Annotated in this window: 28 protein-coding genes, 1 tRNA gene and 1 pseudogene; 22 read left to right on the top strand and 8 right to left on the bottom strand. The window is 61.4% G+C overall.

Annotated features, from left to right (window positions below; translation table 11 throughout):
- Positions 1-71: 71 nt before the first annotated feature.
- Together AC2YI2_RS11615 and AC2YI2_RS11610 are read right to left on the bottom strand one after the other, a co-directional pair.
- On the bottom strand, positions 72-587 hold the full coding sequence (locus AC2YI2_RS11615; RefSeq protein WP_487386624.1) for a hypothetical protein: 516 nt from the start codon (positions 585-587) through the stop codon (positions 72-74).
- Positions 587-1,003 carry a hypothetical protein gene (locus AC2YI2_RS11610; RefSeq protein WP_487386623.1) on the bottom strand — a complete coding sequence of 139 codons (417 nt, stop codon included), beginning with the start codon at positions 1,001-1,003 and terminating at the stop codon, positions 587-589. The genes AC2YI2_RS11615 and AC2YI2_RS11610 overlap by 1 nt, the downstream gene beginning before the upstream one ends.
- Positions 1,004-1,591: 588 nt before the next feature.
- Between AC2YI2_RS11610 and AC2YI2_RS11605 the strand changes: the two genes are divergently transcribed.
- From AC2YI2_RS11605 to AC2YI2_RS11595, 3 genes are all read left to right on the top strand, one after another.
- Positions 1,592-2,188 (top strand): helix-turn-helix domain-containing protein, encoded by a 597-nt coding sequence (locus AC2YI2_RS11605; protein ID WP_487386622.1) that lies wholly within the window; start codon positions 1,592-1,594, stop codon positions 2,186-2,188.
- A gap of 85 nt (positions 2,189-2,273) precedes the next feature.
- Positions 2,274-2,552: a hypothetical protein gene (locus tag AC2YI2_RS11600; RefSeq protein ID WP_487386621.1), complete on the top strand. Its 279-nt coding sequence runs from the start codon at positions 2,274-2,276 to the stop codon at positions 2,550-2,552.
- Positions 2,549-3,700 carry a hypothetical protein gene (locus AC2YI2_RS11595; RefSeq protein ID WP_487386620.1) on the top strand — a complete coding sequence of 384 codons (1,152 nt, stop codon included), beginning with the start codon at positions 2,549-2,551 and terminating at the stop codon, positions 3,698-3,700. Before AC2YI2_RS11600 ends, AC2YI2_RS11595 begins: the two co-directional genes overlap by 4 nt.
- Positions 3,701-3,793: 93 nt before the next feature.
- On the opposite strand, the gene AC2YI2_RS11590 is transcribed toward AC2YI2_RS11595, so the two are convergent.
- Positions 3,794-3,870 (bottom strand) — tRNA-Asp (locus AC2YI2_RS11590).
- Positions 3,871-4,148: 278 nt separating this feature from the next.
- A complete protein-coding gene (phnF, locus tag AC2YI2_RS11585) occupies positions 4,149-4,895 on the bottom strand; it encodes a phosphonate metabolism transcriptional regulator PhnF (protein ID WP_487386619.1) in 747 nt (248 codons plus the stop codon).
- A gap of 81 nt (positions 4,896-4,976) precedes the next feature.
- Here phnF and phnG point away from each other — a divergent pair, with 81 nt between their 5' ends.
- The 7 genes from phnG (at position 4,977) to AC2YI2_RS11550 (ending at position 10,402) form a co-directional block, all read left to right on the top strand.
- On the top strand, positions 4,977-5,441 hold the full coding sequence (phnG, locus tag AC2YI2_RS11580; protein ID WP_487386618.1) for a phosphonate C-P lyase system protein PhnG: 465 nt from the start codon (positions 4,977-4,979) through the stop codon (positions 5,439-5,441).
- Positions 5,441-6,049, top strand: coding sequence for a phosphonate C-P lyase system protein PhnH (gene phnH / locus AC2YI2_RS11575; RefSeq protein WP_487386617.1), 609 nt, complete (start codon positions 5,441-5,443; stop codon positions 6,047-6,049). The genes phnG and phnH overlap by 1 nt, the downstream gene beginning before the upstream one ends.
- Position 6,050: 1 nt before the next feature.
- Entirely contained in the window at positions 6,051-7,166 is a 1,116-nt protein-coding gene (locus tag AC2YI2_RS11570; RefSeq protein ID WP_487386616.1) for a carbon-phosphorus lyase complex subunit, read from the top strand.
- On the top strand, positions 7,163-8,047 hold the full coding sequence (locus AC2YI2_RS11565; protein WP_487386615.1) for an alpha-D-ribose 1-methylphosphonate 5-phosphate C-P-lyase PhnJ: 885 nt from the start codon (positions 7,163-7,165) through the stop codon (positions 8,045-8,047). The genes AC2YI2_RS11570 and AC2YI2_RS11565 overlap by 4 nt, the downstream gene beginning before the upstream one ends.
- Before the next feature lie 235 nt (positions 8,048-8,282).
- Positions 8,283-9,059, top strand: coding sequence for a phosphonate C-P lyase system protein PhnK (gene phnK / locus AC2YI2_RS11560; protein WP_487386614.1), 777 nt, complete (start codon positions 8,283-8,285; stop codon positions 9,057-9,059).
- Between the two features lie 3 nt (positions 9,060-9,062).
- Entirely contained in the window at positions 9,063-9,770 is a 708-nt protein-coding gene (gene phnL / locus AC2YI2_RS11555) for a phosphonate C-P lyase system protein PhnL (RefSeq protein WP_487386613.1), read from the top strand.
- Complete coding sequence (locus tag AC2YI2_RS11550) at positions 9,767-10,402, top strand: DapH/DapD/GlmU-related protein (protein ID WP_487386612.1); 636 nt, start codon at positions 9,767-9,769, stop codon at positions 10,400-10,402. Before phnL ends, AC2YI2_RS11550 begins: the two co-directional genes overlap by 4 nt.
- On the opposite strand, the pseudogene AC2YI2_RS11545 reads toward AC2YI2_RS11550, so the two are convergent.
- Both AC2YI2_RS11545 and AC2YI2_RS11540 read right to left on the bottom strand, forming a co-directional pair.
- Positions 10,399-10,592 (bottom strand): annotated as a pseudogene (locus AC2YI2_RS11545) (type II toxin-antitoxin system HicA family toxin). The gene AC2YI2_RS11550 and the pseudogene AC2YI2_RS11545 overlap by 4 nt on opposite strands.
- A 2-nt stretch (positions 10,593-10,594) precedes the next feature.
- On the bottom strand, positions 10,595-10,837 hold the full coding sequence (locus AC2YI2_RS11540; protein ID WP_487386611.1) for a DUF1902 domain-containing protein: 243 nt from the start codon (positions 10,835-10,837) through the stop codon (positions 10,595-10,597).
- A 208-nt stretch (positions 10,838-11,045) separates the two neighbouring features.
- On the opposite strand from AC2YI2_RS11540, the gene phnC reads away from it, so the two are divergent.
- The 8 genes from phnC (at position 11,046) to AC2YI2_RS11500 (ending at position 19,183) form a co-directional block, all read left to right on the top strand.
- Positions 11,046-11,885 carry a phosphonate ABC transporter ATP-binding protein gene (gene phnC / locus AC2YI2_RS11535; RefSeq protein WP_487386610.1) on the top strand — a complete coding sequence of 280 codons (840 nt, stop codon included), beginning with the start codon at positions 11,046-11,048 and terminating at the stop codon, positions 11,883-11,885.
- An 84-nt stretch (positions 11,886-11,969) separates the two neighbouring features.
- Entirely contained in the window at positions 11,970-12,875 is a 906-nt protein-coding gene (gene phnD / locus AC2YI2_RS11530) for a phosphonate ABC transporter substrate-binding protein (protein ID WP_487386609.1), read from the top strand.
- 83 nt (positions 12,876-12,958) lie between these two features.
- Positions 12,959-13,918 (top strand): phosphonate ABC transporter, permease protein PhnE, encoded by a 960-nt coding sequence (phnE, locus tag AC2YI2_RS11525; protein ID WP_487386608.1) that lies wholly within the window; start codon positions 12,959-12,961, stop codon positions 13,916-13,918.
- Positions 13,919-13,928: 10 nt separating this feature from the next.
- The gene (gene phnE / locus AC2YI2_RS11520; protein ID WP_487386607.1) at positions 13,929-15,425 is read left to right on the top strand and encodes a phosphonate ABC transporter, permease protein PhnE; all 1,497 of its coding nucleotides are present in this window, start codon (positions 13,929-13,931) and stop codon (positions 15,423-15,425) included.
- Between the two features lie 69 nt (positions 15,426-15,494).
- On the top strand, positions 15,495-16,202 hold the full coding sequence (locus AC2YI2_RS11515) for a DUF1045 domain-containing protein (protein ID WP_487386606.1): 708 nt from the start codon (positions 15,495-15,497) through the stop codon (positions 16,200-16,202).
- A gap of 1 nt (position 16,203) precedes the next feature.
- Complete coding sequence (locus AC2YI2_RS11510) at positions 16,204-17,343, top strand: alpha-D-ribose 1-methylphosphonate 5-triphosphate diphosphatase (RefSeq protein WP_487386605.1); 1,140 nt, start codon at positions 16,204-16,206, stop codon at positions 17,341-17,343.
- Positions 17,343-17,948: a phosphonate metabolism protein/1,5-bisphosphokinase (PRPP-forming) PhnN gene (gene phnN / locus AC2YI2_RS11505; protein ID WP_487386604.1), complete on the top strand. Its 606-nt coding sequence runs from the start codon at positions 17,343-17,345 to the stop codon at positions 17,946-17,948. Before AC2YI2_RS11510 ends, phnN begins: the two co-directional genes overlap by 1 nt.
- A gap of 275 nt (positions 17,949-18,223) precedes the next feature.
- Positions 18,224-19,183 (top strand): calcium-binding protein, encoded by a 960-nt coding sequence (locus AC2YI2_RS11500; protein ID WP_487386603.1) that lies wholly within the window; start codon positions 18,224-18,226, stop codon positions 19,181-19,183.
- A 75-nt stretch (positions 19,184-19,258) separates the two neighbouring features.
- Here the strand turns inward: AC2YI2_RS11500 and AC2YI2_RS11495 are convergent, their stop codons facing one another.
- Positions 19,259-20,386 (bottom strand): fumarylacetoacetate hydrolase family protein, encoded by a 1,128-nt coding sequence (locus AC2YI2_RS11495; protein ID WP_487386602.1) that lies wholly within the window; start codon positions 20,384-20,386, stop codon positions 19,259-19,261.
- A gap of 72 nt (positions 20,387-20,458) precedes the next feature.
- Positions 20,459-21,259 carry a helix-turn-helix transcriptional regulator gene (locus AC2YI2_RS11490; protein WP_487386601.1) on the bottom strand — a complete coding sequence of 267 codons (801 nt, stop codon included), beginning with the start codon at positions 21,257-21,259 and terminating at the stop codon, positions 20,459-20,461.
- Between the two features lie 160 nt (positions 21,260-21,419).
- On the opposite strand from AC2YI2_RS11490, the gene AC2YI2_RS11485 reads away from it, so the two are divergent.
- From AC2YI2_RS11485 to AC2YI2_RS11470, 4 genes are all read left to right on the top strand, one after another.
- Positions 21,420-22,517 (top strand): ABC transporter ATP-binding protein, encoded by a 1,098-nt coding sequence (locus AC2YI2_RS11485; protein ID WP_487386600.1) that lies wholly within the window; start codon positions 21,420-21,422, stop codon positions 22,515-22,517.
- A gap of 16 nt (positions 22,518-22,533) precedes the next feature.
- Entirely contained in the window at positions 22,534-23,688 is a 1,155-nt protein-coding gene (locus tag AC2YI2_RS11480) for a polyamine ABC transporter substrate-binding protein (protein ID WP_487386599.1), read from the top strand.
- A gap of 175 nt (positions 23,689-23,863) precedes the next feature.
- Positions 23,864-24,730, top strand: coding sequence for an ABC transporter permease (locus tag AC2YI2_RS11475; protein ID WP_487386598.1), 867 nt, complete (start codon positions 23,864-23,866; stop codon positions 24,728-24,730).
- Positions 24,727-25,548 carry an ABC transporter permease gene (locus AC2YI2_RS11470; protein ID WP_487386597.1) on the top strand — a complete coding sequence of 274 codons (822 nt, stop codon included), beginning with the start codon at positions 24,727-24,729 and terminating at the stop codon, positions 25,546-25,548. Before AC2YI2_RS11475 ends, AC2YI2_RS11470 begins: the two co-directional genes overlap by 4 nt.

The following is a 25,548-nucleotide window of genomic DNA, read 5'->3' as shown; positions in this document are numbered from 1 at the left end:
GAAAAGCGTGACGGTCCGGAGGGCAAAAAGGTCGATTTCGTCACGGTTTCCGTGACAGCGCGTCACGCTTTTCATGACAGGGCCCGCCGTTTCGTCACGCTTTCCGTGACAGGACCGTCACGGTTTTCGTGACAGGTTTTTGCTTTTTTGCCGTTGATGCCGTCTGGATTGTTAGCGGGCGCCAGCTGAACTTCGAACTCCTTATCCTCGGTCCATTCTCGATAGAGCTTCCGACCGTCGCCCTCCGCTCCTGGCATCTTCAGTTCTGTCAGTTCGTATTCGGGTGACTTGGCCGCGCCCTCCATTCCCAGAACTCCTGGCCGGGTCTGGACGATAAAGCCCTTCCGCTGAAGATCTCGAAAAGCCTCGGCGGCGGTGTCCGGACGAACACCCATGCTCTTGCCGGCCTCCCGCGCGCTGAGCTGAATCCGACCATTGTTATTGGCCTGCGGGCCACTCCATTCGAGCTTGAGCCAGGGATAAAGGGCCTGCGCTGACGACGACAACGCCCGCCAGGCCGGCTCCTTCATTGTGTGGCGGAGCATCTTGGTAAAATGCTCCGAAGGCTGTTTGGGGCCACCCTTCATCACTGCAACCTCGGACCAGCTAAGACCTTGGCGTTCATCACTTCACCAAGTGTCTCGCATTCCGGGAACTTCAATTTCCAGTCGGTGACGACGGCGTCTACCGCTGCACTGAGGTGATCCGCAAAGGTATTGTAGAGGTCAGGCCCCACCTTGAGCGCCTCGAACACTTCTCGTCTCGTTGGTCGATCATCCTCGAATTCATCGTCGGTGGCAGTTGCGATACCAATGACCGCGTCGGCCAAGCGGATCACCTTCGCTTCGTCCAGCTCAGGAGATGCACCGCTCTCGCCGACAGGCATGTAGAATTCTTCGTACTCCTCTCCATAGCGGATACCATCGCACTCGCCGGAATGCTCCCCCTCCGCTAGGCTCATGAAGATCTGGTAGAGTTGGAACAGCCTGTTATCGTCACTCATGAGAATGCTCCTCGAGATGGGTTGAATGTTTGAAACGCCGCTTGGCGGTGGTGATGGCGTGGTTGAATCTCTAGCCGTGCGCTTTCCGCAGGATCCGCATCCGCCGTGCGCATGCCAGCGCCTCGGAGGCTTGTTCGGGGGTGACACCCTGCAGTCGCTGAAGCTCGCGCACCGTAGGCAGTGCCGGTTGATCGGCGGCGAACATGGCCGCCATCTCGACGGCCGCACTCCGAGAATGATCACAACCTGTCACGCTCAACCTCCTTGCCTTGTCGCGAGGAAGGACTGTCGTACGCCGAGCCATACGGACGTCGTGACCTTGCCATCGCTGATCATTTCGAGACGAGCAACGAGTGATAGCGGCGGCTCAGTGGCTCCGGTCTCGTAGCGCTGCCAAGTTCGTGCTGGATTCTTGCCACTGATGCCCAACATCGCCGCCATGCCCGCGAGGGACAGGTTGCGATGCTGACGCCAGCGCCGAGGTGTCAGTTGTTGATTTGCCATAAATTTATATAGCCATATCGGCTATAGCATTGTCAACATGGACGCATTTATATAGCCGAGGGTGACACAAGAGGCGGCTGCTTCATGGCAACTACAATCAAAAACAGGATTAGCGCGCTTCGGAAGGCCGCCGGCCTGTCTCAACAAGAGCTGGCTGACCGGTTGGGCGTCCATTGGGTTACGATCAGCAAGCTCGAGCGAGGCAAAATCCGTCTCACAAGCGAATATGTGGCGCGCTTGGCGGAGGGGCTAGGCATTGACCCGATCGACATATGGGAAACTGCGGTCGACAGGAAAATTGCAGTCTCCGGAGTGCTGCAAAAGGGAGTCGCGACCCTTCAAGCTACCGAGTACAACGCGTGGCTCTCGACGGGTGTATACGATACAATATGGTTGCGTCTTGACGATTACGCGCTTGAGCCCTTTTTCTTCAGAGGCGATATTCTAGGCTTCACGGCAGTAGCAAATGCCATGGATGGCGCCTTCATCGGTCGGCTGGCAATAATCCAGCTAGATGAGGAACAACTCGTCCTCGGAACGCTACTGGAATTCAGCGACAGCGATCCGCTGAAGGCTCGCATGATAAACGGAACGACGACCACCTACGAAAACGTGCGAAAGGTCTACAGTCTTTCCGGCTTTCATCCAACTTGGTCAATCTCACCGTCTAAGCCGAAATGACTTTATCGCATTGACACATATATAGCGCTTATGGCTATATTCTAGAACGTTAATGTTTCGGCTCGTCGCCGGCCAGGAGTTCGCGATGCAAGTTGCTGCCCGATCCATCCGCTCAAGGGTCGATCCCCGCCTTGTTCCCAAAGACAAGGCCGCCAGGCGCCTTGGCCTCACGCCGCCGGCGTTCGACTGCGCATTACCCGAGCTGCTGGCGAAAGGCTTTCCACCTCCGCTTCCCGTCATCGGCAATTTCGATCTTCAGGCCATTGACCGTTGGATCGATTGCCAGGTCGGCCTGGTCAACGACAACAATCCAGAGGGCGCACGGGCCGCCATGATGAAGGCGATCTCGGGGATGAACCGATGATCGCCATCAAGATCAAGTATTACAAGGTTCGCAGAAACGGCCGGGCATTCTGGGAGCCGACTGCCGCCATGCGCCGCTATGGTTTCCGTTCCACTCCATGCGGCACCGATGGCCCTGCAGCGTGGGCCGTGGCTGAGGACATGAACCGCCAGTGGCAGGAAGCGCGCCGCAAAGGTCTGCCGGCGCTTGGCGGCCCAACTACCCTGGCCAAGCACATGCAGATTTATCGCCCCGGTTCCCTCGGCGAGGCCTTCCAGAAATACCGCGCCACGATCGAATGGGCCAGGAAGGCACCGAGGACGCGCGAGGATTGGGAGCGCGGCTGGAAATACATCGAACCAGTGTTCGGTGAATACCCGCCACCCTGGGCGGACATGGCAACGCTCTCGTCCTGGCGTGAGACGATCGAGCGAACCAAGAGCCTCCGTGAGGCTCATCGTGCCATGAAGATTTGGAGAGCAATGTGGAAGGTGGCGGCCGCCATGCACTATTGCCTTAAGGATGCGGACCCGTCGCTCGCAGTTCGGAACTCCGAGCCGCAAGGACGCAAATCCACATGGACCGAGGGTGAAGCCGTCCGGCTCGTCAAGGGCGCCCTCCGCATGGGCTACAACGGCCTTGCGGTGGCGCTCGCAAGCATGTGGGATGGCGCGGTGTCACCGGTCGACGCTCGATCGCTCACGCTGTCCCAGCGCCGCCAGGACGGGCATGGAACGTGGTTCGAGCTTGGACGGGCGAAGACTGGTCGCGACGCCGTCCTGACGCTCTCCCGGCGCACTGAGCGACTCCTGAACTGGTATCTCGAAAAAACCTTCGGCGACGCCGAGCCGATCGGCTCCATGCAGATCTTCCGGACACGCCGCGGCAACAAGTATCTGAAGAATGCGTTCTCCGAGGACTTCCGTGACGTCCGTGCGATCGCCTTTCCTGGTGATACCAGGATGATGCTGGACTTCCGCCGGTCGGGTGCGGTGGAGGCGGTCGCCGGCGGCGTTGCACCGGCGCAGCTGTCGGCGAAGTTGGCCAACTCGATCGGACAATCCAAGAAGCTCGAGGCGACCTATGCACCCGTCCGTGTGGCCGCGGTTCGGCAGGCAGATGATGCTCGAAAAGCTGGTCGGAAACTCATGCGGAAAGAACAGAAATAGCCCAAAAGTAGGAACAGCCGGTCGGCGTTCACACTTTTCGACGATTTCAGTTCTGAAGGTCTGAGATCAACTTATTGATCTTCAAGAAAGAAATGGCGCGAGTGACGGGGCTCGAACCCGCGACCTCCGGCGTGACAGGCCGGCACTCTAACCAACTGAGCTACACCCGCGCATTTCCTTGCGAACCGGCTTGTGCGCCGTTCGTGAGCGGCTGTCTAAGGGGTGCCACCTGAAGTGTCAAGCAGGTTTTGTGACAAATCCAAAAACTGGGCGATGTTTTTTCCTTAACCTCGCTTAAGATATTGGAAAACCCGGCTTTTCGCTTGGTTTTCTAGCCTCGGTGATCATTGAAAATATCGGGATCCCGCCTGTGGGAATGGCGTCCGGCAGCGAATCCCGCGCGTTCCGGCGAATCCGGCAGCTCAGCAAAGGAACTCCCTCCCATTTTCTATTTCCCTGGCGTGTCGAGCCTGAGCGCAATGCGGTCGGCGGCAAAAAGCGTGCGGGAATATTGGATCGGTCTACCTTCGGAATCGGCGTTCACGGCGACCGTTTCCAGGACGATCTGATTGCCGTTGAGCGCCAGGCGATCGGACTCCTCGGCTGACGCCATGCGTGCAGTCACTTCCGTCGAGACGCGTACATAGTCATCCACGCCGAAGGCAGCGAGCGCGCGCGTGATCGAATGATAGGTCGCGAGCTTCTTGCCGATGCCGGCGAAGCGCTCATGGGCGAAATAGTGCGCTGCCAGAGACACGGGCACGCCGTCGGCAAGGCTCAACGTGTCGAGGCGGACGATCATCGCGCCGGATGCAAGTGCGAGCGCGGTGGCAACGGCGCCACTTGCGGGTCGCTTTTCTTCGGCCAGCATACGGATATCGGTCTCGCCTGCTTGCCCACCGAGGCCCTCGGAGAACCGGGTGCGGCGGCCGACGGGATAGACAAGGCGTTCGCGCTTCTCGATCAGCGTGCCCTTGCCCGGCACGCGCCGCAGCAGACCGTCCTCGGCAAGAGCGGCCATTGCACTGCGCACCGTATGGCGGTTGACACCGAAATGTTCGGCGAGCTGCGTTTCGGGCGGGACCATGCCTGTGTCGTCGAATTCGCCGGCATCGATCGCGCGGCTGATGCGGTCGGCGATCTGCTTCCAGGCGGCGACGCCGCTGCGCCTGTCGATAAGGAATTCGCCGTTCATGTCACACCATTGTCATTGTCTGCGCTTAATCGGTCCGATATGTCTAGTTATCTAGACTAATAGACATTTGGAGGCTTGACAATGACCCGGCCGCAAAACGCCGAAACAAGCAATCCCGAACGCCGACGCATGATGGAAGCGCTGGCCAAGGCAGAACAGTCTGAGCTCGAGCACATCTGGGCCGCGCTGGAGCCGACGCCGGCCTTCAGCGCAGTGCGTGGCCCGGAGACCGGCCTTGTGATGATCCGCGGCCGCATCGGCGGCGGCGGCGCGCCGTTCAATCTCGGTGAGGCGACGGTGAGTCGTGCGACGATCCGACTGGAAACCGGCGAGATCGGTTTCGGCCAGACACTGGGTATTTCGCCCCGCAAGGCGGAGCTCGCAGCACTGTTCGACGCACTTGCACAGCGCGACGAACATGCCGCCGTCGTCGCCGATCTTGTGGCATCGATCGAAACGACGCTTGCGGAACGGGATGCGGAACAAATGCGCCAGACGGCCGCCACGCGCGTCGATTTCTTCACCATGGTCAGGGGAGAAGACTGATGGCCTACCGCTCCGACGCCTATTCCGGCGGATTTTCCGAGCCGGTCTTCGATTCTCAATCCACCTTCAAGGCCGTAATGGATGCGATGGCGCGTCCGGGCTCGATCGGCGAGATCAAGCCCGCCGCCGCGCCGCCCGCGCCGATGGGGCCGGCTGCTGGTGCGATTGCGCTCGCGCTTTGCGACCACGACACACCCGTCTATCTCACGCCTGCGATGATCGACGCCGGTGTGCAGTCCTGGATCGCCTTCCATTCCGGAGCGCTGGTGACCGGTGAACGCAGCGAGGCAGCCTTTGCCTTCGTTGAAGCCGGCACGCCGCTGCCGCCGATTTCGACCTTTGCCGCCGGATCCCAGGAATACCCCGATCGTTCGACCACCGTGGTGTTCGAACTGCCGTCGCTGACCGGTGGTCAGTCGCTGGTGCTCGAGGGGCCCGGTATCGACGGCTCGACCGAGATCGCGCCGACGGGCCTGCCACCGCATTTCGAAGCCATGTGGGCGGAAAACAAGTTGCTCTATCCGCGCGGCGTCGACCTCGTTCTCGCCGCCGGTGACCGGATCCTCTGCCTGCCAAGAACGACCAAGATCACCAGGAAGGGAGCCTGACATGTATGTAGCGGTGAAAGGCGGCGAGGCCGCAATCGCCAATGCCCATCGGCTCCTGGCGGACAAGCGCCGCGGCGACCGCAACCTGCCTTCGATCACCATTGAGCAGATTATCGAGCAACTGGCGCTCTCGGTCGATCGCGTGATGGCCGAGGGCTCGCTCTATGACCCGCCGCTGGCGGCCATCGCGCTCAAGCAGGCCCGCGGCGACATGATCGAGGCGATCTTCATCCTGCGTGCGCATCGCACGACACTGCCGCGCTTTGGCTATTCCAAGCCGATCGATACGGCCGAGATGCGTGTCGCGCGCCGTGTGTCTGCAACCTACAAGGACCTGCCGGGCGGCCAGTTGCTCGGCCCGACCTTCGACTATACCCATCGCCTGATTGACCCATCACTTGCCGGTGACGCAGAGCCCGAGTTGCCGGTCGAGCGCGACGCCGATCATGGTCGCGTCATGCGCGTCTCGGAAATCCTGGCGCAAGAAGGGCTGATCGAAAGCGACGGTGCGATGCCGGCCGGTCACCAGACCGGCGACATCACGCGTACGCCACTGGAATTCCCACTTGATCGCGACGAGCGGCTGCAGGCGCTGGCGCGTGGCGACGAAGGCTTTCTGCTGGCACTGGGCTATTCGACGCAGCGCGGCTATGCCCGCACCCATCCCTTCGCCGGCGAGATCCGGATCGGCGAGGTCGAGGTCGAGATCGATGTGCCGGAGCTCGGTTTCGCCGTTTCGCTCGGCCGCATCCAGGTGACCGAATGCCAGATGGTCAACCAGTTCAAGGGTTCGGCCAAGGAGCCGCCGCAATTCACCCGCGGTTACGGCCTGGTCTTCGGTCAGTCCGAGCGCAAGGCGATGGCCATGGCACTCTGCGACCGGGCGCTCCGGGCGCGCGAATTCGACGAGGATATCGTTGCACCGGCGCAGGATGAGGAGTTCGTGATCTCGCATTCCGACAATGTGCAGGCGACCGGCTTCGTCGAGCATCTGAAACTGCCGCATTACGTGGACTTCCAGGCGGAGCTCGATCTCGTGCGCCGCATGCGCGCCGAATACGAAGCTGCGAAGTCGCGGAAGGACAATGACGACGACCGTAAGGAGGCCGCGGAATGAGTGTTGCAGCCAGAATTGTCAGCTACAATTTCGCCTATCTCGACGAACAGACCAAGCGCATGATCCGCCGCGCGATCCTTAAGGCGATCGCCATTCCCGGCTATCAGGTTCCCTTCGCCTCCAGAGAGATGCCGATGCCCTATGGCTGGGGTACCGGTGGCGTTCAGGTCACCGCGGCGATCATCGGACCGGACGACGTGCTCAAGGTCATCGACCAGGGCGCTGATGACACGACCAATGCGGTCTCGATCCGCGCCTTCTTCCAGAAGGTCGCCAATGTCGCAGTCACCACAAAGACTTCGGACGCGACGATCATCCAGACGCGTCACCGCGTTCCCGAGGAGACGTTAAAGACGGGGCAGACACTCGTCTACCAGGTGCCGATCCCGGAGCCGCTGCGGTTCCTCGAGCCGCGCGAGACCGAGACGCGCAAGATGCACGCGCTGGAGGAATATGGCCTCATGCATGTGAAGCTCTACGAGGACATTGCCCGCAACGGCGAGATCGCCACGACCTATGCCTATCCGGTCAAGGTCGAGGGCCGCTATGTCATGGACCCCTCGCCCATTCCGAAATTCGATAATCCGAAGATGCATCGCTCCGAGGCACTCCAGCTCTTCGGCGCCGGCCGTGAGAAGCGGATCTATGCGGTGCCGCCCTATACGGAGGTGGTCAGCCTCGATTTCGAGGATCATCCCTTCCGAATCCAGAAATTCGGCAAGCCTTGTGCACTCTGCGCCGCCGACGGCGTCTATCTCGACGAGGTGGTGCTCGACGACAAGGGCAAGCGGATGTTCGTCTGCTCGGACACCGACTATTGCGAGGAACGCCGAGCCCACGGGCATGCCGGTGAGATGCTGGCGAAGGAGGCGGTGGGATGAATTTGGCTTACTTCGCGGGCACCGCGTACCCCCCTCTGCCCTGCCGGGCATCTCCCCCTCAAGGGGGGAGATCCGCAAGCGGCGAACACACCGCCCACTATCACCGTCTTGCTTCCGTTCAGCGCCGGCCTGAGGCAGCGATCGTATCCCATCGGATCTCCCCCCTTGAGGGGGAGATGGCCGGCAGGCCAGAGGGGGGTATGCCGCACCCACAATTTTCCATGGAGGCCTCCCAATGACCGATCAAACGCTTCTCAGGGTCCAGGGTCTGTCGAAATTCTATGGTGGTCGCATCGGCTGCATGAATGTCAGCTTCGACCTCTGGCCGGGTGAGGTTCTCGCCGTTGTCGGTGAGTCCGGCTCCGGCAAGACCACGCTGCTCAACTGCCTCTCGACGCGGCTCCAGGCCGACAGCGGTGTGATCCAGTACCGCATGCGCGACAATGCCTTCCGCGACGTCGGTCGCATGAGCGAAGCCGAGCGCCGCTTCCTGATGCGCACCGACTGGGGCTTTGTGCACCAGAATCCCGCCGACGGGCTCCGGATGGCCGTTTCCGCCGGGGCCAATGTCGGCGAGCGGCTGATGGCGGTCGGAGAGCGGCACTATGGCAATATTCGCGCCACGGCGACCGACTGGCTGAGCCGCGTGGAAATCAACGAGGACCGGATCGACGACCAGCCGCGCGCCTTCTCAGGCGGCATGCGCCAGCGTCTGCAGATCGCCCGCAATCTCGTGACCTCCCCTCGCCTGGTCTTCATGGATGAGCCGACCGGCGGGCTCGACGTTTCGGTGCAGGCGCGCCTGCTCGACCTGCTGCGCGGTCTCGTGCAGGACCTTCGTCTCTCGGTGATTATCGTCACCCATGACCTCGCGGTCGCGCGCCTGATTTCGCACCGGATGATGGTGATGAAGGACGGCCATGTGATCGAACAGGGCCTGACCGACCGGGTGCTCGACGATCCGCGCGAGCCCTATACCCAACTTCTCGTCTCCTCCATCCTGCAGGTCTGAGCCATGACGACGCCCCTCAAAGTCTCCAATCTCGAGAAGACTTTCACCATGCATCTGCGCGGCGGGCTGACGCTGCCGGTGATGCGTGGCGCAACGCTTCATGTCGATGCCGGCGAATGTGTCGTGCTCGGCGGGCCCTCGGGCATCGGCAAGAGCTCGATCCTCAAGATGATCTACGGCAACTATGCCGTGGACAGCGGTGGCATCGACATCCTACACGATGGCGAAATGCATGATATCGCCACGGCAACGCCAAGGCAGGTGCTGGAGATCCGCCGCCGCACACTCGGTTATGTCAGCCAGTTCCTGCGCACCGTGCCGCGCGTTGGCGCGCTCGATATCGTCGCCGAACCCTTGACGGCGCGCGGCACACCGCTGGACGAGGCCCGCGACATCGCGGCACGCATGCTGGCCCGGCTCAACCTGCCCGAAGCGCTCTGGCAACTCCCGCCCGCGACCTTCTCCGGCGGCGAGCAGCAGCGGGTCAACATCGCCCGCGGCTTTATCACCGACCATGCGGTGCTACTGCTCGACGAGCCGACGGCGTCGCTCGATGCCGCCAACCGTACCGTGGTGGTCGACATGATCCAGGAAAAGAAGGCCAGGGGCATCGCCCTTCTTGGCATCTTCCACGACGAGGACGTCCGGGCGCGCGTCGCGGACCGCATCGTCGATGTCAGTGACTTCTCGGCACGAAAGGCCGCGGCATGACCCGGCTTTCAGAACAGCCCCTCATCCATCCGACCGCAGAACTCAAGGCCACGACGCTTGGCGTGTATACCGAGATATCAGAACATTGCCGGATCTCAGAGGCCACGATCGGGGATTATTCCTATGTCATGGAATATGGCATGATCTGGTGCGCGACGATCGGCAAATTCGCCAACATCGCCGCCAATGTCCGGATCAACGCCACCAACCATCCGCTGTGGCGGCCGACGCTGCATCACTTCACATACCGTTCGGGTGACTATTGGCCGGACGCCAAGACCGACGACGATTTCTTCGCCTGGCGGCGCGAGAACGCGATCACCATCGGCCACGATGTCTGGATCGGTCATGGCTCGACGATCCTGCCGGGCGTGACGATCGGCAATGGTGCGGCGATCGGCGCAGGCGCCGTCGTTTCCAAGGATGTCGAGCCCTACATGGTCGTTGGCGGCGTGGCGGCAAAGCCGATTCGTGAGCGGTTTTCGCGTGATATCGCCGAGCGCTATGATCGGCTCGCGTGGTGGGACTGGGATCATATGCGTCTCAGGGTGGCGCTGCAGGATTTCCGGGATCTGAGTGCGGAGGCTTTTCTGGATAGATATGAAGAGGTGGCAGCTGCTGACGTTGCCTAAAACGCCTTCGGCAGCCCGGCTTGTTTGAGAGTCTCGTTCGCTGTGTGACGCGACTTCGTTCCATGGTCGACAGTGAAATGGCGATTGGGATCGGGCTGAACCAGACCTCGTGATCACCCTTGCCGGCACGAACGTGGTAGCAACCCGCTTCCTCCAGCAGCCGCTTCAATTCGCGTAGAAACCCGGCCATGATTAGTGGCTGGGATTGGGAATGCGGAGTAACTGTTCCGCCATTATATGCACGGGTATTTCGGCGAGATCGGAGTCTATTCCATTTAACTCGATCAGATCGCTGAGCGCTGCGACAACCTTCGGCTCCAGCCCTTCCAACGTTGGTGCCTCAACGGATAGACCATCGATGTCCTTGCTGCTGGCTACCCAGACCTCAGCTTCGTCATCCCAGCTGGCGCGCACAATGATGAATGCAATCGGCATTCTGTCGGACCCTCGGTTTCCTCTTTTTCAGCCCTACTGATATCATGCCGTGTTGCAAAACGTGCAATTTTTCGCGCTGATGCGCTGAAAACCCCGCCATCCCACCTCTGTGGATTGTCACCCATCCGTCATCAAACTGACACCGGAGCTTCAAGCAACCGCTCTAGACCGAAGGCAATAAGATAATAATGTCTAAGGGATTGGCGGAATGTTTGAACTCAGAGACGTCACGCGACGATTCGGTGCCAAGACCGCCGTGGACAGCGTGACGACAGACATTCCCGCAGGCCAGATGGTCGGCGTGATCGGCCGTTCCGGTGCCGGCAAATCCACGCTGCTGCGCATGATCAATCGCCTGGCCGATCCGACGTCGGGTACGATTTCGTTCAACGGTCGTGTGGTCTCCTCCCTCCGTGGCGCCGAACTCCGCCGCTGGCAGACCGACTGCGCAATGATCTTCCAGCAGTTCAATCTCGTGCCGCGCCTCGACGTATTGACCAATGTTCTGCTTGGCCGGCTGAACCACCGTTCGACGGTATCAAGCATTTTCAACATGTTCACGCGCGAAGAGCGGATCATGGCAATTGCCGCACTGGAACGCCTCGGCATAGAGCAGGTAGCGCTTCAGCCGGCCGGCACGTTGTCAGGTGGCCAGCAGCAGCGCGTCGCAATTGCCAGGGCGCTGATGCAGGAACCGAAGGTCTTGCTCGCCGACGAGCCGATCGCATCGCTCGATCCCCTGAATGCCAAGGTGGTGATGGATGCGCTGCGCGATATCAATGAACGCGAAGGCATCACCGTCATCTGCAACCTCCATACGCTCGATACCGCGCGCAGCTATTGCCAGCGCATCATTGGCATGGCGGCTGGCAAGGTTGTCTTCGACGGCAAGCCCGGCGATCTGACGCGCGACGCCGTCTCCGCTATCTATGGCTCCGAGGGTGCACTCGATGAATCGATGACCTCGACCAGCATCAATATTCCCACGGCGGCAGTGGCCTCCGCGTCCGCAGAAGCGGTCAAGCCGCTCGTCTTGCTCGGCGTCTGAGGACGCCAGGAGTTCGCCCGCCCGCGTCAAAGGCAAACCCCAAAGATCCAGTGTCCGGATAGGCCGGACCAGAGGAGAGACATCATGCTGAAGAAAACCCTGCTCGCAGCGACTGCCCTTATGGCCATCGCCACCGGCGCTCTTGCCGAAGACCTCAAGGAATTCCGCATCGGCATCCTCGGCGGCGAAAACGAAGCCGACCGCCTGAAGTCCTACCAGTGCCTGGTCGACAAGCTTCCGGGCGTTCTCGGTGTCGAGAAGGTCTCGCTGTTCCCGGCCGCGGACTATGATGGCGTCGTTCAGGGTCTGCTTGGCGGCACACTCGACTACGCCGAACTCGGCGCTTCCGGCTTCGCCAAGATCCATCTCGCCGACGCCAAGGCCGTCGAGCCGATCCTGACCACCATCCAGACCGACGGCTCCATGGGCTACTATTCCATCATGGTCGCCCGCAAGGACAAGGGATACAAGACCCTCGAGGACCTCAAGGGCAAGAAACTCGGTTTTGCCGATCCGGACTCCACGTCGGGTTATCTGGTCCCGCTCGTCACCCTGCCTGAAAAGATCGGCGCCCCGGTCAAGGAATATTTCGCTGAAACCGGCTTCGGCGGCGGCCACGAAAACCTCGTACTCGAAGTGCTCAAGGGCAATTTCGACGCCGGTACGACCTTCGGCTCCGGCGTGGGCGACTTCAAGGATGGCTACACCTCCGGCAATCTGCGCAAGATGGTCGACAAGGGCATCCTCAACATGGATGATCTCGTTGAGCTCTGGAAATCCCCGCTGATCCCGAATGGCCCGATCGTCGTCCGCACCTCGATGAATGCCGACATGAAGGCGAAGTTCAAGGACTTCATGGTCAAGCTGCCGGAAACCGACCATGCATGCTTCGCCGCGATCCAGGGCGGCGAATTCAAAAGCTACACCGAAGTGAATGTCGAATTCTACAAGCCGATCATCGATGCCCGCAAGGCGACGATCGGCGGCTGATGTAGCACGCGTAGGAGGCGCCGCCGACGGGATCTTTTGGGGGTCTGGCCGGCGGCGCCTTCGTGTGAGCGGGGACAGGCACTATGAGCATGGCATCTCTTCCGACGCTGGGTGAAAATGGCACGCTCATCGAGCGGCACTGGCGGGAACTGGCTGCGCGCCGGCGCGTCTACACGGCGCTAGGGCTTGCGATCTTCGCCATGGCGCTCACCAGCTCGCTCTGGTTCGCCAATGACAGCAATTCGGGCAAATTTTTCGACCGATTGCCCTATCTCTTCGATTTCATCGGGGAATTGATCCCGCGAGACCCTTGGGAAATCTTCCGCGCCATGTTCGACATGGCCTCGCCCTATGACGACGGCAGCTTCAAATACAATTATCCGGAAGGCCGGTATTATCTTACCGAGCGTTTCTACATTCCGGAATATTTCTACAAGATGATCGAGACGATCAATATCGCTGTTCTCTCGACGCTGATCGGCCTGTTCTTCGGGTTCATCCTGAGCTTCTTCGCCGCCAGGAACATGATGCCAAATCCGTGGGTGCGCGGCGTCGTGAAGCGCATCATGGAAGTTCTCCGCGCATTCCCGGAGGTCGTCATTGCCGGCTTCTTCCTCGCCATCCTCTCTCTCGGCCCGATCCCGGCAATCATGGCCGTCGCCATCCACACGATCGGCGCGCTGGGCAAGCTCTTCTACGAAGTCGTCGAGAATGCCGACATGAAGCCGGATGAAGGCCTTCGCGCCGCCGGGGGCAACTGGGTCGAGCGCGTCCGCTTCGGCATGGTGCCACAGGTGCTGCCGAACTTCGCTTCCTATGCGCTGCTGCGCCTCGAGATCAACGTGCGCGCCTCGACCATTATCGGCGCGGTCGGCGGCGGCGGTATCGGCGAGTTGCTCCGCCTCTCGATCAGCCAAAGCCACGAGGCCAAGACGCTGGCGATCATGCTGCTGCTCTTCGTGACGATCATCACCGTCGACCAGCTCTCGGCCTTGCTGCGCCGGAGGCTGACCGGCGAGCAATCCTTCCAGTTCGTGCAGTGAGGGTGACGAGATGAACGCCATCGACATGGAAGCCATTGCCGCCCGTCACCCCGATCTTGTGCAGACCCCGCTCAGCCAGCGCCTCGCGCTGCCGATCGGCGTTGCCGTCATCGTGCTCTACCTCGTCTTCTGCTGGTGGTTCTTCGCCTTCGGCAAGGTGCTCGGCTCTGCGAGCTGGGACATTGCAGGCGCCTATCTGGCAGACTGGGTAAGCTATGAGGAGCGGCCCGACATCAAGATCGCGCCCGATGGCATGACGGTCACCTTCCCCAACAATTCCGCGCTCGGTCACGATCCGCAGCCGGAATGGTTGAAGAAGGAAGAGACCACGGTTACCCGCGTGGTCGAGAAGCTGGCGCCCGTTCAGCCGACTGCAACGGCCGAGAACAAAGCGAGCGGGTTCAATTTCCTCGGTGCGCCCGATACGAAGGCCGAGGACAGTGTTACAAGCCAGGCCGAGGCGCCAGAGACCGTCACCGACCGAGTTGTCTCACATGCTTTTGTTGAATTTTCCAGTTCAACCTCGATCGACGTGACGCCGGAGCGGGCGACCATCCTGCACAATGGCGAGACCCTCGTCGTTCCGCTCGGCGGCATCGAGATCAAGGTCGACCAGTCCCTTCCCTCCTGGGCGAGCCAGCCGCATGCCGGCGGCAAGATCATCCTCAGCCTCGGTCTTTCGGGCTGGGCGGAAATCGAGACCGATCGCGTGCGCATCCGAAAGCGCTTCCTGGGTTGGGCGAACTTCATCTTCGACACCAATTCGCAGTTCTTCGGAAAGTCGACGGGCGAAGTGCTGACGCTTCTCACAACGGGCGAGCGGCTGGATCCCACGCGCAGCAATCTCTCGATCGCCTGGAATGACTTCCTCTACAATCCGTCCTGGCAGCATCTCGACGTCTGGACCAAGCTGCTGCAGACGATCGTGATGGCCTTCGTCGGCACGCTGTTTGCCGCGATCATCTCCTTTCCGCTTGCCTTCCTCGCCGCGCGCAACATCTCGCGGTCGCGCATTGCCAACCAGGTCACCAAGCGGTTCTTCGATTTCCAACGCTCGGTCGACATGCTGATCTGGGCACTTTTCTTCACCCGCGGCTTCGGCCCCGGACCGCTTGCCGGCATCTCGGCGATCTTCTTCACCGACACCGGCACGCTCGGAAAGCTCTATGCCGAGGCGCTGGAAAACATTGACGACAAGCCGCGCGAGGGCGTGTCCTCCGTCGGCGCGCCGCCCATGGCCGTGCAGCGCTTCGGCGTGCTGCCGCAAGTGCTGCCGCTGTTCGCCAGCCAAGCGCTGTATTTCTGGGAATCGAATACCCGCTCCGCGACGATTATCGGCGCGGTCGGCGCGGGCGGAATCGGCCTAAAACTCTGGGAAGCCATGCGCACCAATTCGGACTGGGAGAATGTGGCCTATATGGTGGTGCTGATCCTGCTCGTCGTGTACATCTTCGACACCATTTCCAACATGTTGCGGTCCAGATTGATGGGCTCCGCATCACGATAGTGTCACAAAACCCGTCTAGACGGCGGGGCATGAAGGGGCGTCCCGGACGACAGGGGCGAGACAGATTCCATGCGCTATGCCATCTATTTCACCCCGCCGGCGGATGATCCGCTGACGCGCCGCGCCAGCCATTGGCTTGGCCGGGATGCTTTCTCGGGCGAGACGCTCGCACAGCCGATCGTCGAAGCCTTCTCCGAAGCGGCCTTTTCGGAGATGACGTTCGATCCACGGCGTTACGGCTTCCATGCCACGATGAAGGCACCGTTCGAACTGGCTGACGGGGTAAGCGAAGCCGAATTGGTCGATGCATTCGAAAGTTTCGCCGCGCGGCAGATGGCCTTCACCCTGCCCTCGCTGGTTCTCGGTCAGCTCGGACATTTCTTCGCCCTCGTGCCCGGCTCCACCTCTCCCGAGCTTCAGAAGCTGGCTTCGGATTGCGTGACCGTGTTCGACCGTTTCCGGGCGCCGCTCGACGATGCCGATATCTCCCGGCGCAAGCCGGAGCGACTGACCGCCAACGAGCGCCGTAACCTGATGGCTTGGGGCTATCCCTATGTCCTCGACGACTTCCGTTTTCATATGACCGTGACCGGACCGGTCGAGCGCGAAGACCAGTCTGCGATGCGCGCAGCGATCGAAGGGCATTTTGCCGGCCTTCTCGATCAGCCGCGCGAGATCGATACGCTCTCGCTTTTCATCGAGCCCTCGCGCGGCTCGCCATTCGTAATGCATCACATGGTTCCTCTCGCCGGAAACGCGACAAGAAAGACTGCCTGACATGACAACGGAAACCATTTTCTCCAATGCGCGCATCGTGCTCGAAAACGAGGTTGTCGAAGGCAGCCTCGTCATTCGCGACGGACGCATCGCCGACATCTCCAGCGGAAACGTCGCTTCGGGCGAGGATTTCGGCGGCGACTATCTGATTCCGGGTCTGATCGAATTGCATACCGACCATCTCGAGGCACATTATTCGCCGCGCCCCGGCGTGCGCTGGAACACCACCGCCGCGATCCAGGCACACGATTCCCAGGTCGCCTCTTCGGGAATCACCACTGTCTTCGACTGCCTGCGCATGGGCTCCGACGAGGATGGCGGCTTTGCAACGGGCGAGATGCGGGAGATGGCGGATGCGCTGCAGGCTGCAAGCCGCGAAGACCGGTTGAAGGCGGATCACCTGATCCACCTTCGCTGCGAAGTGTCGGCGGCCAACGTGCTCGACGACTTCTCGGATTTCGAGAGCGACCCGCAGGTTCGGCTGGTCTCGCTGATGGATCATTCTCCTGGCCAGCGCCAGTTCCAGACGATGGATCAGTACACGCTCTACTACAAGGTCAAGCGCGGCATGTCCGATGATGCCTTCGCCGAATTCTGTGCGCGGCGTCAGGAGGCCTCGGCCCGCTATTCACGCCGGCATCGCGACCAGATCGCCGCGCATTGCCAGCAGCACGGCATCACGGTCGCTTCACATGACGATGCGACACTCGACCATGTCGAGGAATCGATCACGCACGGCGTGAAGCTCGCCGAATTTCCGACCAGCATCGAAGCCGCGCGCGCTTCGCATGAGGCCGGGCTGAGCGTGCTGATGGGTGCCCCGAACATCGTTCGCGGCAAATCTCATTCCGGCAATGTCTCGGCGCGCGATCTGGCGCGTCATGGCATTCTCGACGTCCTGTCTTCGGACTATGTGCCGCTCAGCCTGGTCCATGCTCCCTTCCTGCTCTCGGAGGGCGACGAGGGGGTCAAGCTTCCAGAAGCCATCGCCATGGTGAGTGCGACGCCGGCGCGAACCGTCGGTCTCGACGACCGCGGTGCGATCCGGCCAGGCCTAAGAGCCGACCTCGTCCGCGTGCGTCATACGACGGGCGTCCCAGTCGTCCGTTCGGTCTGGCGCGAAGGCCGGCGCGTCATCTGATGATCGCGCCCGCCCCCGAACATGGGATCATGATTGCCGTCGTCGGCCCGAGCGGCGCCGGCAAGGACAGTTTGATCAACCTTGCCCGGACCCACTATCGAAACGATCCTCGTATCGGTTTCGTACAACGCATAATCACCCGGCCCGCGGATGGCGCGACCGAAGATCATGTCCCGGTGTCGCTCAAAGATTTCGACGCATTTGAACGCGAGGGTCGCTTTGCAGTGACATGGGGCGCCCATGGCCTGCGTTACGGCATTCCCGCCGCCACCCTGGACGAAATCGCAACCGGCAAGGTGCTCATTGCAAATGGCTCGCGCGCGGCGCTTGAGCGCTTCTGTGAAGTCTACTCGGCATTCGCCGTCCTGGAGATCACAGCTCGTCCGGAAGTCATCGCGACAAGGCTTGCCCAGCGCGGTCGCGAGAGCGCCAGTGAGATCGAGCAGCGGCTGGCGCGCGACACTGGCGATTGGCGACCCGACTGCCCGCATGTTCAGGTCGACAATAGCGGCACCCTCGAGGATGCCGCGCAACGGCTTTACGCGGCCATTGAGGCCCTCGCAACAGCTCGGAGCTCCGCGAGCCGCACCCCTATGGGCGTTTGAATGGAACTCCGCAAGAAACTGACGCGCAAAGCGCCCTCGCACTATTCTTGACATAATTATTCATAATTCATCGGGCGTATGTTGACCCCAACTGTCAAGTTTAATAGAACGCCCTCCAATCTCGAAAATTCAGGCATCCGAGACTGAGCCTTCGGCCGGTTCGCGGTACCCAGATCGGACAGTTCGCACGCTGGCATCCCGCCGGCGGGTGTTTCGTGCGCCTTTCTGGCGCGTAGGGGCAAGGGGGAACACCCCCTGGATCGAAGGAGTAGACCATGGCCACCCAGTTCACGACGATCGACGCGTCCGCGTTGACATCGGTTGATTATGCTACCTATCTCGCGGGCTATTTCGCCGCGATGACCACGACGACCAAGGGCGCGACGACCTACTACGACAGCGTCTACTACGACCTGGGCATGGGGCCGAACACTTACTATACCGGCAGCCAGACCGGCGTTCGCTATGACGGCAGCACCAACAATGCACAGGTGCTGATGGAAGGTGAAGCGATGCAGTATGATGGCATCGATGGCGTCAGCCACGGCAGCTATTCGGGTTCGGTCGACTCGGTCACCTTCGGCTACTACGACGCCAACACGACCTTCGCACAGATCGACGGCGTTGCCCGTTCGACGATCATCGGCGTGATCGAGGGTCTCGTGGTTTCCGGTCTCGACATTTCCGCCGAAGTCGGTGCTGGCGGCGCTGATTCGGGCAACGACTTCTACGATCTGATGACCGCGCTCCGCGACGGCAACAGCGCCACGCTCGGTGCGGATGCGATCGCGAAGCTCTATGAGTTCTTCGGCTCCCAGGCACAGCACTTCATCGGTTCCGACGGCAACGACAGCTATGTCGGCACCAAGTTCGGCGACAAGATTGACGCCGGCCTGGGCCTCGACACGCTCGACGGCGGCAAGGGCAAGGATGTGTTCGTGTTCGACCTCGGTGATTCCGCCGCGGTATCGGCAGATGCCGACGTGATCTCGAACTTCAACGTCAAGCAGGATCGCATCGATCTCTCGGCCATCGACACCAATGCGGTGAAGGACGGCGACCAGGCTTTCAAGTTCTACGGAACTGGCGACCTTGGCAGCAAGCCGGGCGTCAACTTCGAGAAGGTTGCCGGCCAGACCATCGTGAACATCGACAGCGACGGCGACGCCACCGCGGACATGATCATCGTCCTCGACGGCAACTTCGCGCTCACGGTCGATAATTTCGTTCTCTGATGACAGTCGGAGAAAAATAGAGAAAAGGCGGGCTTCGGGCCCGCCTTTTTGTTTCCTGATGAAGTGTCGCGACGGTCAGAGCAAACCGCGGGCGGCCAGGTTTGCCATCAGCGCGCGGGTGCCGAAGGTCCAGGGCGGGCATTCGGTCGACAGGCGCACGACGTTGTAGAGGCTGCCGAGCGATGGGTTCGAGATCGTCACCTTGTCGCCGATCTTGTGCGTGAACCCCTGGCCCTTGTTGTCGCGATCCTCGACCGGCGCGAAGAGCGTGCCCATGAACAGCATGAAACCATCAGGATATTGATGGTGCCGGCCGATCGTCTGTTTCACGAGATCGAGCGGGTCGCGGCTGATTTCCTTCATCGAGCTCTTGCCCGCGAGCTTGAAGCCGTCTTCGCCTTCGACGGCGAGATCGAGGTCGGCGTTTCGGACGTCATCGATCGAATAGGTGTCGTCGAACAGGCGGATGAAAGGGCCGATCGAGCAGGAGGCGTTGTTGTCCTTGGCCTTGCCGAGCAGCAGGGCCGAGCGGCCCTCGACGTCGCGAAGATTGACGTCATTGCCGAGCGTCGCACCCCTCACCTCGCCACGGGAATTGACCGCGAGCACGATCTCCGGCTCGGGATTGTTCCAACGCGAAATGGGATGCAGACCGACCTCGGCGCCGTAGCCGACAGAGGACATGGGCTGGGCCTTGGAGAAGACTTCCGCGTCAGGGCCGATGCCGACCTCGAGATATTGCGACCAGACGCCCTCCTCGATCAGCGCCGCCTTGACCTTGGCCGCCTCGTCGGAGCCGGCCTTCAAGTTGCGGAGCGAGTCACCGATGATGGCGGTGACTCGCTCGCGGATTTGTGCGGCAAGGGCGGGATTGCCAGCGGCCTTCTCCTCGATGACCCGCTCCAGCATGGAACGGGCGAAGGTGACGCCGCAGGCCTTGACCGCCTGAAGGTCGTTCGGGGCGAGCAAGAGGCCGCGGACGACGGCATCATCGAGCGACATCACCGGACGTGCACGCTGGGCCCGCAGCCAGCCGACCGGATCGTCGAGCTCAAGGAGGTCGCGCATGGTCGGCACTTCGGGCGACGTCACGTCATGCAGGACGCCATTGCGCATGTGAACCAGGGCAGGGCCGTCAACGGCCTCGAGCCAGAGGCGGCCGACAAACGTTCCCGTCGCGAAAGATTCCAATCTCAAGTTCATGCTTTCCTCCCAGCCGCGCGTGAGCGTCAGAATGGATAGCGTCTCATCCTTGGATCGCAAAGCCGCAATCGATCATTCCGGTACTTTCATGCGGCCGAGATAGAGCGACATGAGTTGCGCCTGCGAAGAGATGCCGAGCTTGCGGTAAATGTTGCGGCGATGCACCTTGACCGTACCAGTGGCGACGCCCAAACGCAGGCCGATGGATTCAGAGGAATGGCCCTGCAGCACGAGTTCGATGATGTCGGATTCGCGGAGGGTCAGTTTATCGCTGATACGCGCCCTCGCCTTCGCCTCGGAATTGCGATCTTGCTTTCGCGTCCGGTTCGAGTGATCGAAACGCGGACCAAGTCGGCCCCAAGCTTGTCGTACCATGGCGGCGACCAGCGGCTCGACCTTGCGCATCAGCGCGTATTCGGGGTCGCGAAAGACGCCGGAACCTTCTCGGCGCATCAGCGACAGGACGACCGTCACTCCCTCTCCAGCTGGCACGAAAAAACCGACCTCCTCGGCGAGGCCCGTCTGCACATAGTAGCTGCGATAATATTCCGAGGCGAAAAACCGGTCGGGCGCCAGCGCCTTCATCCGCCATACGCCCGGCTTGGGCAGCGATGCGGCGGAATAGAAGGGGTCGAGCAGATACGGCCCGTCCTGGTACATGCTGACGAAAATTTCGTAGTCGGCGGCATCGAAGGTCGAATAGAGATCGATCGGCCGTTCGGTGCCGCGATAAGCGAAGATGACCGAATAGTCGAAGGGAAGCAGGGATTTCATAGTCGCGACAAAGGTGTCGCCGGCATCTCTGTCGCTCAGATCGCGCGCGCCCACGAACCGCGAAAGCGCATCGAAAAGACGTTCAAAATCGGTCCGCATCGCCGCCTTCCTCTACTCCCCCAAACGCGGCAATTCTACAGAAATACCCCTCTTGGGGTATATACCCCGCAAGCGGTATCTGGATAGTCTCCCTGTCACACAAGGCTTATGAGGTGGCAGCAGACCGCCGGGTCAATCCAAGAGCCGTGGGGAACATGATTTGAATAGCGGGTCCGAATTCGACGTCGAATTCCGGGCGGTCGCCAAGCGTTTCGGCACTGTGACCGCCGTCGAGGAAACCGACTTTCAGCTGCCGCGCGGCTCCTTCGTCGCGCTGCTCGGCCCGTCCGGCTGCGGCAAGACCACCTGTCTCAGGATGATCGGCGGCTTTGAGCAGCCGAGCGCCGGCCGCGTCCTGATCGGCGGCGAGGACATGACCGGCGTTCCGCCCTACAGGCGGCCGGTCAATATGGTGTTCCAGCACTACGCGCTTTTCCCGCATTTCGACGTCGAGACCAATATTGCCTACGGTCTGAGGCAGATCCGGCCCAAGCTGGATGACGCCGAAGTCATGCGCCGGGTCGGCGAGGCGCTGGAACTGGTCCATCTCGACCGCTTCGCCAAGCGTCGCATACACGAAATGTCCGGCGGCCAGCAGCAGCGCGTGGCGCTCGCCCGCGCCATCGTCAACAAGCCGCGCGTGCTGCTGCTCGACGAGCCGCTTGCCGCGCTCGACAAGAAGCTCCGCATCGCCATGCAGATGGAACTGCAGAACCTGCACCGCAATCTCGGCATCACCTTCCTGCTTGTCACCCACGACCAGGAAGAGGCGCTGTCCATGAGCGACCGGGTCTGCGTGATGAATGCCGGTCGGATTGTGCAATTCGCCGCACCGCAGGACATTTACGATCAGCCGGCCGATCCGTTCGTTGCCGATTTCGTGGGTAAGAACAATGCCCTGCCCGCCACGCTGTCCGACGCCGACGGCGAGACGGTGATCGCCACGTTCGAAAACGGCAGCCGGCTCAGGATTGCATCAACCACGGCGGTCAATGGCAAGGCGCTGCTGTCGATCCGTCCGGAGGCGATCCGGATCTTGAAGCCGACGGACAACGCCGAACGGCTACGCGGCACCATCACCCATCGCATTTTCCTCGGCGCTATCGCCGAATATTCCATCGAGGTGCCCGGCATCGGCAGCATTCTCGTGCTTTCGGGCCGGCAAGCAAGCGGACCTGCCGAACTCCATGAGCCGGGCACCGCGGTGGAACTCGAGATCGCCCCGGGAGCTCCGCGTATCTTCAGCATGCAAAGATAAACAAGGGAACAGTGCCATGACCAAAAGAGAGAATGATCACCTCACCCAGAAACAGTTCGCCGACGAACTGATGCGTTTCAAGCGCGGCTCGGTGACGCGCCGCCACTTCCTCGGGGTCACCGGCCTGGGACTTGCCACCGCAGTGCTGGGCCGCAATATCGGCCCGCTCTCGGGCGACGCCTTGGCGCAGGACCTCGGCACGCAGATGTCGATTGCGACCTGGCCGAATTATCATGACCCCGCAACCTTCGAGGCCTTCACCGCCAAGACCGGCGTCGCCGTCGAAGTCAATGTCTTCGGCTCCAACGAAGAGATGCTCGCCAAGTTGCAGGCCGGCGCCTCGGGTTGGGACCTCTTCGTGCCGACCAACTATACGATCTCGACCTATCAGAAACTCGGCCTGATCGACGCGCTCGATCTGGCGATGATCCCGAATTTCAACGATGCGACCGAAAACCAGCGCTTCACCCATGAGGGCAAGATCGACGGCAAGACCTATGCGCTGCCGAAAAACTGGGGCACGACGGGCATCGCCTTCAACTCTGGCAAGATGAAGACGGCGGTCACGAGCTGGAAGGAATTCTTCGACGTCGCCATGGGCGAGGCAGATGGCCGCGCCATGGTGCATGACTATCAGCTGACCACGATCGGCAATGCGCTGGTGTCGCTCGGCTATGGCTTCAATTCGATCAAGGCGGACGAACTCGCCAAGGCCGAGGAGCTCCTGGTCAAGGTCAAGCCGCATCTCTTCGCGATCAATTCCGACTACCAGCCATCGATGCGCTCGACCGACGCCTGGATGACCATGTGCTGGACCAATGACGGCGCGCAGCTCAACCGCGACATGCCCGAGATCAAATTCGTGCTCGGCAAGGACGGCGGCGAGGTGTGGTGCGATTTCTACGCCATCCCCAAGGACGCCGCGAACAAGGCCGCGGGCTACGCCCTGCTCAACTTCCTGATGGATCCGGCCAACGCGGCCAAGGAGCACATCGCCAACGGCACCCCGACCACCGATTCCCGCGTGCTGGCGCTGCTGCCGAAGGATCTGACGTCGAACCTCATCGTCTATCCGGATGAAGCCTCGCTGGCGCCACTCGAATTCGGCGCCGCCGTGACACTGACCGATCCGGGTCGGGCAGAGGTGATGGCGCGCTTCAAATCGGCGTAACCGATAGAATTGCGAACTGCCCCTCATCCCCCTGCCGGGACCTTCTCCCCGTGGGAACGGGGAGAAGGGATTTGTGGCAATGCCGACGCTCCATCTCCCTTCTCCCCGCATGCGGGGAGAATGTGGCGGCAGCCGGATGAGGGGGCGGTCTCCGAAGGCAAACTCAAGGACGCAGATGACCATCACAGCAGCAAGACGAAAGAACCTCGTGACCGCGGCGCTGATGGCGCCGGCGGCGCTTTGGCTTTTCGTCTTCCTCGTGCTGCCCTTCATGGCCATGCTGGTCTTCGCCTTCGGCGAACGTGCTCCGGAGGGCGGTTATCAGCCGGCATTCACGTTTGCGCAGTTCGCCAACCTTCCTTCGCGTGCCACCGCCTTCTGGAACACCATGATCCTGGCGCCCGTCGGTGCCTTCGTCTGCCTCGTCGTCGCCTATCCGGTCGCCTATTATCTCGCGCTCAAGGCCGACCCACGCTATCGGCTGCTGCTGGTGTCTTTGGTCATCGTGCCCTTCTGGACGAGCCTGCTCGTGCGCACCTATGCCTGGATGTATATCCTCGGTTCGCGCGGCATTCCGAACCTGCTGGCGATGGTCGGACTTGAGGATCTCCGGCTGATCAACACGCCCTTCGCGGTGCTGGTCGGCATCGTCTATGGCTACCTGCCGCTTATGATCATGCCGATCTATGTCAGCCTGGAGAAGCTCGACCGCCGGCTGCTCGACGCCTCCTCCGATCTCGGCGCGCGGCCGATTACCACCTTCTTCAGCGTGACGCTGCCACTGTCACTGCCCGGCGTCATGACCGGCGTGGCGCTGGTGACCATCCTGCTGCTCGGCGAATATCTGATCCCGCAGCTGCTCGGCGGCGGCAAGGTCTTCTTCATCGGCAACGCGCTGGTGGACCTCTTCCTGCAATCGCGCAACTGGCCCTTCGGCTCGGCGATCGCCGTGACGCTCGTCGTCGTGGTCGTCTTCGTGCTTATGATCGCTATGCGCATCGCCTGGCGGATATCAGGCACCCGGCAGGTGGACCTGATATGAGAGCGCTTGTCACCGCTGTCTATCTCTTCCTCTATGCGCCGATCGCGCTGGTCGTCCTGTTCTCTTTCAATGCCGGCCGCAATGCGAGCGAGTTCACCGGCTTTTCCGTCGCCTGGTATGGCAAGGCGCTGACCAACCGGTTCATGCTAGATGCGCTGCAGAACAGCCTGATCATCGCTTTTACCTCGGCAGCGCTGGCCGCTGTCTTCGGCACCATGGCGGCGCTGGGCATGGAGCGGATGGGTGGACGCAGCCGCGCGGTGTTCGACGGGCTCTTTGCCGCAGCAATCGTCGTGCCGGGCGTGGTGATCGGCATCGCCACGCTGGTCGCGCTCGTCGCCGTGTTCGGCGCGGTGAACCCTGCCCTTGCCGCCATCTGGCCGACGGCGACGCCGCCAAAGCTGGGTCTCGGCTACGGCTCGATTATCGCCGCCCACGGGCTGTTCTCGCTCGCGCTGGTGACCATGCTGGTCAAGGCGCGGGTGGCAACGCTCGGCCGCGATATCGTCGAGGCCTCGTCAGACCTCAATGCCACGCCGTTCACCACTTTCCGGCAGATCGTGCTACCGCAGATCATGCCGTCGATCCTGGCCGGCTTCCTGTTGTCCTTCACCTTCTCCTTCGACGATTTCATCGTCGCCTTCTTCGTCGCCGGGTCGAAGACGACGCTGCCGATCTATGTCTTCGCCTCGATCCGACGGGGCGTGACGCCGGAAATCAATGCCATCGCCACGACCGTGCTCATCGCCTCGCTGTTCCTGATCGCGGTGGCTCGAATCTTGTTGCGTGAGAAAAAGACAAAAGCCGACGGGGAATGA

This window comes from Rhizobium sp. SRI_017, assembly GCF_057586295.1.
This window is presented reverse-complemented; position numbering and strand designations above follow the sequence as displayed.

Bases quoted from the DNA above. Each gene is read 5' to 3' on its own strand.
- phnL (WP_487386613.1), top strand. From the start codon at position 9,063: ATGACGACGCCCCTCAAAGTCTCCAATCTCGAGAAGACTTTCACCATG.
- AC2YI2_RS11595 (WP_487386620.1), top strand. From the start codon at position 2,549: ATGATCGCCATCAAGATCAAGTATTACAAGGTTCGCAGAAACGGCCGG.
- phnN (WP_487386604.1), top strand. From the start codon at position 17,343: ATGATCGCGCCCGCCCCCGAACATGGGATCATGATTGCCGTCGTCGGC.
- AC2YI2_RS11490 (WP_487386601.1), bottom strand. From the start codon at position 21,259: ATGCGGACCGATTTTGAACGTCTTTTCGATGCGCTTTCGCGGTTCGTG.
- AC2YI2_RS11480 (WP_487386599.1), top strand. From the start codon at position 22,534: ATGACCAAAAGAGAGAATGATCACCTCACCCAGAAACAGTTCGCCGAC.
- phnE (WP_487386608.1), top strand. From the start codon at position 12,959: ATGAGCATGGCATCTCTTCCGACGCTGGGTGAAAATGGCACGCTCATC.
- AC2YI2_RS11570 (WP_487386616.1), top strand. From the start codon at position 6,051: ATGTATGTAGCGGTGAAAGGCGGCGAGGCCGCAATCGCCAATGCCCAT.
- phnK (WP_487386614.1), top strand. From the start codon at position 8,283: ATGACCGATCAAACGCTTCTCAGGGTCCAGGGTCTGTCGAAATTCTAT.
- AC2YI2_RS11495 (WP_487386602.1), bottom strand. From the start codon at position 20,386: ATGAACTTGAGATTGGAATCTTTCGCGACGGGAACGTTTGTCGGCCGC.
- AC2YI2_RS11500 (WP_487386603.1), top strand. From the start codon at position 18,224: ATGGCCACCCAGTTCACGACGATCGACGCGTCCGCGTTGACATCGGTT.
- AC2YI2_RS11515 (WP_487386606.1), top strand. From the start codon at position 15,495: ATGCGCTATGCCATCTATTTCACCCCGCCGGCGGATGATCCGCTGACG.
- phnC (WP_487386610.1), top strand. From the start codon at position 11,046: ATGTTTGAACTCAGAGACGTCACGCGACGATTCGGTGCCAAGACCGCC.
- phnG (WP_487386618.1), top strand. From the start codon at position 4,977: ATGACCCGGCCGCAAAACGCCGAAACAAGCAATCCCGAACGCCGACGC.
- AC2YI2_RS11600 (WP_487386621.1), top strand. From the start codon at position 2,274: ATGCAAGTTGCTGCCCGATCCATCCGCTCAAGGGTCGATCCCCGCCTT.
- AC2YI2_RS11565 (WP_487386615.1), top strand. From the start codon at position 7,163: ATGAGTGTTGCAGCCAGAATTGTCAGCTACAATTTCGCCTATCTCGAC.
- AC2YI2_RS11470 (WP_487386597.1), top strand. From the start codon at position 24,727: ATGAGAGCGCTTGTCACCGCTGTCTATCTCTTCCTCTATGCGCCGATC.
- AC2YI2_RS11510 (WP_487386605.1), top strand. From the start codon at position 16,204: ATGACAACGGAAACCATTTTCTCCAATGCGCGCATCGTGCTCGAAAAC.
- AC2YI2_RS11605 (WP_487386622.1), top strand. From the start codon at position 1,592: ATGGCAACTACAATCAAAAACAGGATTAGCGCGCTTCGGAAGGCCGCC.
- AC2YI2_RS11610 (WP_487386623.1), bottom strand. From the start codon at position 1,003: ATGAGTGACGATAACAGGCTGTTCCAACTCTACCAGATCTTCATGAGC.
- AC2YI2_RS11540 (WP_487386611.1), bottom strand. From the start codon at position 10,837: ATGCCGATTGCATTCATCATTGTGCGCGCCAGCTGGGATGACGAAGCT.
- phnH (WP_487386617.1), top strand. From the start codon at position 5,441: ATGGCCTACCGCTCCGACGCCTATTCCGGCGGATTTTCCGAGCCGGTC.
- AC2YI2_RS11615 (WP_487386624.1), bottom strand. From the start codon at position 587: ATGAAGGGTGGCCCCAAACAGCCTTCGGAGCATTTTACCAAGATGCTC.
- AC2YI2_RS11550 (WP_487386612.1), top strand. From the start codon at position 9,767: ATGACCCGGCTTTCAGAACAGCCCCTCATCCATCCGACCGCAGAACTC.
- phnF (WP_487386619.1), bottom strand. From the start codon at position 4,895: ATGAACGGCGAATTCCTTATCGACAGGCGCAGCGGCGTCGCCGCCTGG.
- phnD (WP_487386609.1), top strand. From the start codon at position 11,970: ATGCTGAAGAAAACCCTGCTCGCAGCGACTGCCCTTATGGCCATCGCC.
- AC2YI2_RS11475 (WP_487386598.1), top strand. From the start codon at position 23,864: ATGACCATCACAGCAGCAAGACGAAAGAACCTCGTGACCGCGGCGCTG.
- phnE (WP_487386607.1), top strand. From the start codon at position 13,929: ATGAACGCCATCGACATGGAAGCCATTGCCGCCCGTCACCCCGATCTT.